The sequence below is a fragment of the Flavobacterium sp. UBA4854 genome (assembly GCF_002399805.1).
In the GTDB taxonomy this organism is placed as follows: domain Bacteria; phylum Bacteroidota; class Bacteroidia; order Flavobacteriales; family Flavobacteriaceae; genus Flavobacterium; species Flavobacterium ginsengisoli.
The window spans coordinates 37,527-45,244 of the sequence record NZ_DHEI01000028.1 but is presented as its reverse complement, the minus strand read 5'-3'; the positions used below and the strand labels follow the sequence as shown (position 1 = coordinate 45,244).

7 protein-coding genes are annotated in these 7,718 nt (G+C 34.1%); 3 read left to right on the top strand and 4 right to left on the bottom strand.

Annotation, left to right across the window (positions count from 1 at the left end; genetic code table 11):
* Positions 1-786, top strand: a 786-nt coding sequence (locus tag B3J44_RS03475) for a quinone oxidoreductase family protein (protein WP_286965813.1), incomplete at its 5' end; no start/stop codon positions are given.
* A 94-nt stretch (positions 787-880) separates the two neighbouring features.
* On the opposite strand, the gene B3J44_RS03470 is transcribed toward B3J44_RS03475, so the two are convergent.
* The 3 genes from B3J44_RS03470 to B3J44_RS03460 all read right to left on the bottom strand — a co-directional run bounded on the left by B3J44_RS03470 (position 881) and on the right by B3J44_RS03460 (position 4,310).
* A complete protein-coding gene (locus B3J44_RS03470; RefSeq protein WP_286965812.1) occupies positions 881-1,954 on the bottom strand; it encodes a DUF6630 family protein in 1,074 nt (357 codons plus the stop codon).
* A gap of 20 nt (positions 1,955-1,974) precedes the next feature.
* Positions 1,975-2,676 (bottom strand): SMI1/KNR4 family protein, encoded by a 702-nt coding sequence (locus tag B3J44_RS03465; protein WP_198857701.1) that lies wholly within the window; start codon positions 2,674-2,676, stop codon positions 1,975-1,977.
* Positions 2,677-2,750: 74 nt separating this feature from the next.
* On the bottom strand, positions 2,751-4,310 hold the full coding sequence (locus B3J44_RS03460; protein WP_286965810.1) for an NAD(P)/FAD-dependent oxidoreductase: 1,560 nt from the start codon (positions 4,308-4,310) through the stop codon (positions 2,751-2,753).
* A gap of 332 nt (positions 4,311-4,642) precedes the next feature.
* Between B3J44_RS03460 and B3J44_RS03455 the strand changes: the two genes are divergently transcribed.
* A complete protein-coding gene (locus B3J44_RS03455; RefSeq protein WP_198857703.1) occupies positions 4,643-4,882 on the top strand; it encodes a hypothetical protein in 240 nt (79 codons plus the stop codon).
* Between the two features lie 159 nt (positions 4,883-5,041).
* Here B3J44_RS03455 and recQ read toward each other — a convergent pair whose 3' ends face one another.
* Positions 5,042-7,237: a DNA helicase RecQ gene (recQ, locus tag B3J44_RS03450; RefSeq protein WP_286965809.1), complete on the bottom strand. Its 2,196-nt coding sequence runs from the start codon at positions 7,235-7,237 to the stop codon at positions 5,042-5,044.
* 86 nt (positions 7,238-7,323) lie between these two features.
* On the opposite strand from recQ, the gene B3J44_RS03445 reads away from it, so the two are divergent.
* Positions 7,324-7,718: SIS domain-containing protein (locus B3J44_RS03445; protein ID WP_286965807.1), on the top strand; the 395-nt coding region annotated here is incomplete at its 3' end.

Here is a 7,718-nt window from a genome sequence, read left to right as displayed (position 1 = left end):
TTTATTGCCGGTTATGAAGGCGCAGGAATTGTTGTTGATGCAAATAATCACTCAGAATTTAAAGTTGGTGATCGTGTTGCTTTTGCCGATGCTCCGTTTGCCAATGCAGAATTGGTGGCCGTAAATGTAAATCACATTATTCCGCTATCTGAAAATATTTCTTTTGAAACCGCAGCTTCTGTTTTGCTTCAAGGTTTAACAGCTCATTATCTTGCAACAGATAGTCATAAAACTGCCAAAGGAGAAACTGTTTTGATACATGCAGTTGCAGGTGGCGTTGGACAGATTTTAACTCAAATTAGTAAACTTCTTGGAGCAACCGTTATTGGCTTAACCTCATCGGCTGAAAAAGCAAAAACTGGATTTGAACAAGGTGCAGATCACGTTTTTCTTTATAATGATGATTGGAAATCGCAAGTTCTTAAAGTTACTACAAATGGTGTCGATGCTGTTTACGACAGTATCGGAAGTACTTTGATGGAAAGTTTTGAAGTCACCAAAGAATGTGGACAAGTAGTTTTCTTCGGAATGGCAGGCGGAGATCCAGCACCTGTAGACCCAAGAATGCTTATGGACGGTTCTAAAACTTTAACGGGAGGCGATTTGTGGAGTTATTTAAATTCTAAAGAAGAACGAATTAAACGCGCAACTCAATTATTTGATTGGATTACCGAAGGAAAAATCAAACTTTCAGAACCAACATCCTTTAAATTATCAGAAGGAAAACTAGCGCACGATTTTCTAGAAAGCAGAAAAAGCACAGGGAAGATTATTTTGATTCCTTAATTTTTTTTTGCCACGAATTACACCAATTCTCACGAATTAAATTTAAAACCAAAAATAAAAATTAGTGTGAATTGGTGTAATTCGTGGCGAAATATCATAATTTAACAACTTCCATTTTTGTCAATTCAGACAATTCTAGAATCCTATTCACTTCATTTTTATTGGCTAGAAAAAACAAATAACTATCGCCATACGTTTCACACGTCATTAGTTCCAAATTCCTTTTTTCTAATTCAGATTGAATGTAAGGAAACAAATCATGACTATAAGTTTCTTCTGGATAATCAAACTTGAAATCTTCGCCAATCATTTCAGAAATAAAATATTCTGCATCTTCGGGATCAAATTTCCAGTCGCTATGCCAAGTATTTATTTCTTCAAAAAAGTCAAAATCATAATCAAATTCATCATCATTTTGATTTCTGTTATCAAAAAGTTCTTGGGATTGACTTTGTAATAGTTCTTCGTCGATTTCTCCTCTAGAAACTAATTGCAGAAATTCTTTAAATGTTTCTACAGTCGCTTCTTCATTTTGCACTAAATTTTCTTGAGAAGAAAGTTCTACTGTTTTAGGAATTTCAATACTTAAATATTGGCAGATTCCTTGCAAAACCAATTTAAAATCTCTAATTCCGATTTCTTCACTTTCATTCTTCGGATTATTTATATCTAAAAGTTCACTTTCCAGCAATCCTTTTGTATAATCAAAGAAATGTCTTCCTGAATACAATATTTTAAAATCGTTTATTTCTAAACTATTCGTACAGCAGAAAAAGATCACGAAGTTTTTTATAGAACGCTTAAAGAACTTTTTCTCTTCTGAGGTCGGCTCCGAATAAAATTGAATGTGTATAAAATCGTATTCTAAACCTTCTTGAATCTGCTCATCAGAAAGAGTCGAAATATTCATTTTTTTATAAAGTTCATTCAAAACTTCATAAGCATTATTGAAACCTGCTTTTTTAATTTCTTCATTTCCTTCTTCATGATCAAATGAACTTGGAAAGAAAAATAAATTCACCATCACATCTTCCTGAATTCCCTTTACTTTAAATTCAAGACTTGACTGCTCATTATACAAATAGGAGTAAATAGGATCAATAACATCAAAAGAAATGATCGATTTTGGGTCGTTATTGCGTCCAAATATGTTTGAGAAAAAGCTCATTACAATTATTGGTGTTAAAACTAATCGTTAGAATATTTAAAACTCTGATTCATTTTATCAAAAGGAATCACTTCATTAACAATCGATTCTAATTCATGATCTGTTAATAATCCTCTAGCCGATTCTACTATTTTTGGCGAAACATGTATTTCGTAATCAATTATATCTCGTTCTAAAATAGCTGATAGAATTGCGTTTTGCTGCTCCGTCAGATACTTTTTGTGCGATTTAAATACTGATTCTATATCGTCTCTAAATTCCTCATCAGTAAGTTCATTATAGACATCTTGTTTCGACATATCGATCAATAAAACTTTGAAAATAAAATCCTGAAGATTTTTTGCCAAATAATTGACTTCATTAGAATCGTGCCAAACAAAAACAATCGGCACATCTCCATTGTTTTCTTCGTTTAAAAAGAAACAATAATGATCGCCTCCTCCACTTTTAGCAAAGGGAATAAATTTAAATTCTGGGTTGATATTTCGATAATCTTCTGGATCTTGAAGTTCTTCTATTTCTTCTGCAACAGATTTTAAATTCAGCGATTCAAAATCATAAGAATGTAAAAGCAAAGGCGGATTGTCTTTTAAAGTAGGATAGACATCTGTATACCAATTTGGACCATATTCTCCAACATCTAGCATGCCATCAGCCTCTAACTGTTTGTATAAGAAAGGGTATTCAAATCTGTATTTTTTTTCGATTTCTTGTATTGTCATCTTTGGGGGAATATTCTATTAAAATCAGAATACTAAGATAACAATCTTTACTGGACCAAAAAACCTGAAGTCAATTATTTCAAGGATTCCGCAATCATTAAGGCACATTTTTCACCATCAATTGCTGCAGAAATAATTCCGCCTGCATAGCCGGCACCTTCCCCGCAAGGATATAAACCTTTGATTTGCAAATGTTCTAAAGTCATAGGATCTCTCGGAATTCTAACCGGTGACGAAGTTCTACTTTCTGGAGCATGCAAAATTGCTTCGTTAGTTAAATATCCGCGCATTGATTTTCCAAAATCCTGAAAACCTTGACGCATAATCTGAGTTAGAAATCCTGGAAAAACCTGTCCTAACTCAACCGAAGTGGTTCCTGGAACATATGACGTTTTTGGAATATCTGATGAAACTTTACTCTGTGTAAAATCTATCATTCTTTGTGCTGGAACTTTTTGAGTTTGTCCAGCTAAATACCAAGCTTTTTGTTCGATGCTTTTTTGAAATTCCATTCCAGCCAAAGCTCCAAATTTGGCAAATGGTTTAAAGTCTTCCAATTTCAACTCAACCACAATTCCAGAATTAGCCGTTGACTGATCACGTTTAGATGGTGACCAACCATTTGTAACTACTTCTCCCGGACTTGTCGCACATGGCGCAATTACTCCGCCCGGACACATACAGAATGAATACATTCCGCGCCCGTTCACTTGTTTTACGATAGAATATGGTGCTGGTGGCAAATGTTCTCCACGGAAATCACAGCTATATTGAATACTGTCTATTAGTTCCTGCGAATGTTCTGCACGAACTCCTAAAGCAAAAGGTTTTGCTTCTATTAAAATTTTCTTTTTATCTAATAATTCAAAAATATCGCGAGCCGAATGTCCTGTTGCCAAGATCAATTTATTAGCGTGAATTTTGTCTCCATTCTGAGTTACAATTCCTTCAACTTCATTATTCTTTACTAGAATATCGCTCACTCGAGTTTCGAACAAAACTTGACCACCAAATTCTCTGATTTTCTCCCTAATATCTTCAATAATTTTCGGCAGTTTATTAGTTCCAATATGCGGATGCGCTTCCACCAAAATATCTTCTGAAGCTCCAAAAGCTACTAAAAGTTCTAAAATTCTAGTTACATCTCCACGTTTTTTAGAACGTGTATACAACTTCCCATCAGAATAAGTTCCTGCGCCACCTTCGCCAAAACAATAATTTGAATCTTCGTTTACAATATGTTCGCGGTTAATTGCTTTTAAGTCACGACGACGGCCACGAACGTCTTTTCCTCTTTCGAGTACAATTGGTTTTAAACCTAGTTCAATTAATTGCAATGCCGCAAAAAGTCCAGCTGGACCAGCGCCAACAACAATAACTTCTTGTGCATTGGAAACGTCCTTATATATAGGAAGCTCAATTTTGGTTTCTTGAAAAGGTTCACCTTTTAAATAAATAAGAACTTTCAAATTAATTTTAATCGCTTTCTGACGTGCATCAATAGAGCGTTTTAAAATTGAAACATGCTGAATTTCTTGAACCGAAACTTTAATCTGCTTAGACAAATGGTCTTTTAGCAATGATTCGTTTGCAGCAATTTCGGGTGTTACTTGAAGTAAAAGTTCTTTAGGCATTTTTGTATATTTATTCTATTAGCTTTTCTTTCTATGAAAAGAACATGCAAAAGTACTATTTTGAAATGAGATTTTATATTTACTCTAAATTTTCACGCAGATTTACGCAGATCTAAGCAGATTTTATCCTTAATTTATTTTTCATAAAATCTTTGCGATTTATTTTTAGCCACAGATTATTTGGATCAAAAAGATTTCTTTTAAGAGCAGTTAAACGCACTGCAGTATGTCTCTATAGAAAAAAACTTAGAACCTTAGCATCTCAGAATCTTAGAACCTTTGAGAAAGACTTTGTACCTTTGCTACTCTGAACCTTTGCACCTTTAAATAAAATGTCTAGAAAAATAAAACTAATCTGGGATTTCCGTGGACCAGCTTCTGCTAAAACTGCAGAACATCACGAAATTCATCTTAAAGAATATATTACAATAGAAAAGCTGCCTTTAAATATTACTGGATTTAAAATCATAGACGAAATGTACGCAATAGCATTTATGGTCGTAACAGACGAAAATATGATTCAGGTAAGAGATGCTTTGAAACCGCATCGTGGGGAATTATATACTGAATAAAATTCCAATATTTTAAATTCCAAATTCCAAAACTGAAATACTTAAAAAAATGAAATTCCAAATTCCAATGCTATAGAAAACTTGAAATTTGGAATTTTTATTTTGAATATTCCCAAAAAGGGTTGGAATTTCGAATTTAAAAACTTTGGAATTTATTTTTTAGTTCGCTACTTCACTAATAAACTTAATACGCATTAATCGCAATTCGTCTATATCGTAATCGCCATCAAATTCTTTCAGCGCATCTTCGATTTTATCAGATTCAGATTCCATGAAATAATCGTGGATTTCTTCCTGCTGATCATCATCTAAAATATCATCTAACCAATATTTGATATTTAATTTTGTGCCGGAATAAACAATTTGTTCCATTTCTTTGATTAATGCATCCATCGTAAGTCCTTTCGCGGAAGCAATATCATTTAATGAAAGCTTTCTATCAATATTTTGAATAATATATAATTTGTTGGCAGAATTTACTCCAGTAGATTTTACAACTAAATCGTCTGGACGAATAATATCGTTATCTTCGACATAACGACTAATTAAGGCAACAAACTCACTTCCGTATTTTTTGGCTTTTCCTTCACCGACACCATGAATATTATATAATTCCTGTATTGTTATCGGATATTTTAAAGCCATATCTTCAATTGAAGGATCTTGGAAAACTACGAATGGAGGCACTCCAAGTTTTTTGGCTACTTTTTTACGAAGCTCACGAAGCATTCCTGTTAAAACCTCATCGGCAGTTCCAGAAGATTTTGATGATGTTACTATTGCTTCATCATCTGCTTCGCTGTATTCATGATCTTCAGACATCATAAATGAAACTGGTTTTTTAATAAAATCTAAACCAGCTTTTGTGATTTTGATTACTCCATAGGTTTCAATGTCTTTAGACAAATAACCAGAAACTAGAACTTGTCTCAATAATGCCATCCAGTATTTTTCGTCGTGGTCTGAACCTACGCCAAAATAAGGCTGAGTATCTGTTTTATGTGCTTTAATTACGGCATTAATACGTCCGATTAAAGTAAACACAATTTCTTTTGATTTATAAATATGTTTGGTATCACGAACAATTTCAAGCAATTTAACCACTTGATCTTTGGCTTCGACTTTATGTTTAGGATTACGAACATTATCGTCCATATCGGCACCTTCACCATTTTCGCTATCAAATTCTTCTCCGAAATAATGCAACAGGAATTTTCTACGCGACATTGAGGTCTCGGCGTAAGCCACAACTTCCTGTAAAAGTGCAAAACCAATCTCCTGTTCTGCAACTGGTTTTCCAGACATGAATTTTTCCAGCTTTTCTACATCTTTATAAGAGTAGTAAGCCAAACAATGCCCTTCTCCACCATCACGACCTGCACGACCAGTTTCCTGATAGTAACTTTCTAGAGATTTTGGAATGTCGTGGTGAATTACAAAACGAACGTCTGGTTTATCAATTCCCATTCCGAATGCGATTGTTGCTACAACGACATCAACATCTTCCATCAAGAACATATCTTGATGTTTGGCCCGCGTTTTGGCATCTAGACCTGCATGGTAAGGAACTGCGCTGATTCCGTTAACTTGTAAAACTTCGGCAATCGACTCTACTTTTTTACGGCTTAAGCAGTAAATAATTCCAGATTTGCCTTTATGTTGTTTGATAAATCGAATAATATCCGACTCAATGTTTTTCGTTTTTGTGCGAACTTCATAATACAAGTTCGGTCTGTTGAATGATGCTTTAAAAGTATTAGCATCAGCCATGTCAAGGTTTTTCAGGATATCTTCCTGAACTTTTGGGGTTGCCGTTGCGGTAAGACCAATAATTGGCACTTTACCCAATTGCTTGATTATATTTCTCAGATTTCTGTACTCTGGCCTAAAATCATGTCCCCATTCTGAGATACAGTGTGCCTCATCAATAGCAACAAAAGAAATTGGAACACTTTGTAAAAAAGCCACATATTCTTCTTTTGTTAATGATTCGGGGGCGACATACAAAAGTTTGGTCAATCCAGATGTAATATCTTTTTTAACCTGAGCAATTTCTGTTTTAGTTAGAGAGGAATTTAATACATGTGCAATTCCATTTTCAGACGAAAGACTTCGAATTGCGTCTACCTGATTTTTCATCAAAGCAATTAAAGGAGAAACAACAATTGCTGTTCCTTCTTGAATTAAAGCCGGTAATTGGTAGCAAAGAGACTTTCCTCCACCGGTCGGCATAATTACGAATGTATTCTTTTCGTCTAAAATGCTCGTAATGACTTGCTCCTGCAAGCCTTTAAATTGGCTAAAGCCGAAATACTTCTTTAATTCTTTATGTATTTCAATTTCATTTGAATTCATTCTCTATATTAATGGTATTTTGTATAAATTTGCAACACATAAAGATACAACTTTCTTTTATACATACAAATTTTAAATATTCTGTTTTGATCACAAAAGAAAATATATTGGCGATCGCCAAGAAAACAATACTCTCTGAAAGTGAAGCAATTACAAAACTAATTGATTTTTTGGACGAAAATTTTTACGAAGCCGTCCAACGCATATACGAAACCAAAGGCCGTCTGATCGTTACAGGAATTGGAAAAAGCGCGATCATTGCTCAAAAAATGGTAGCTACTTTTAACTCAACTGGAACTCCTTCTATGTTTTTGCACGCAGCAGAAGCGATTCACGGTGATTTAGGAATGGTACAAAACGACGATATTATTATCTGCATTTCTAAAAGCGGAAATAGTCCCGAAATTAAAGTTCTTGTTCCTTTATTAAAAAGGTTTGGAAACACTTTAATTGCCATTACAGGAAATACAACTTCATTTTT

Bases quoted from the DNA above. Each gene is read 5' to 3' on its own strand.
- B3J44_RS03470 (WP_286965812.1), bottom strand. From the start codon at position 1,954: ATGAGCTTTTTCTCAAACATATTTGGACGCAATAACGACCCAAAATCG.
- recQ (WP_286965809.1), bottom strand. From the start codon at position 7,237: ATGAATTCAAATGAAATTGAAATACATAAAGAATTAAAGAAGTATTTC.
- B3J44_RS03465 (WP_198857701.1), bottom strand. From the start codon at position 2,676: ATGACAATACAAGAAATCGAAAAAAAATACAGATTTGAATACCCTTTC.
- B3J44_RS03460 (WP_286965810.1), bottom strand. From the start codon at position 4,310: ATGCCTAAAGAACTTTTACTTCAAGTAACACCCGAAATTGCTGCAAAC.
- B3J44_RS03455 (WP_198857703.1), top strand. From the start codon at position 4,643: ATGTCTAGAAAAATAAAACTAATCTGGGATTTCCGTGGACCAGCTTCT.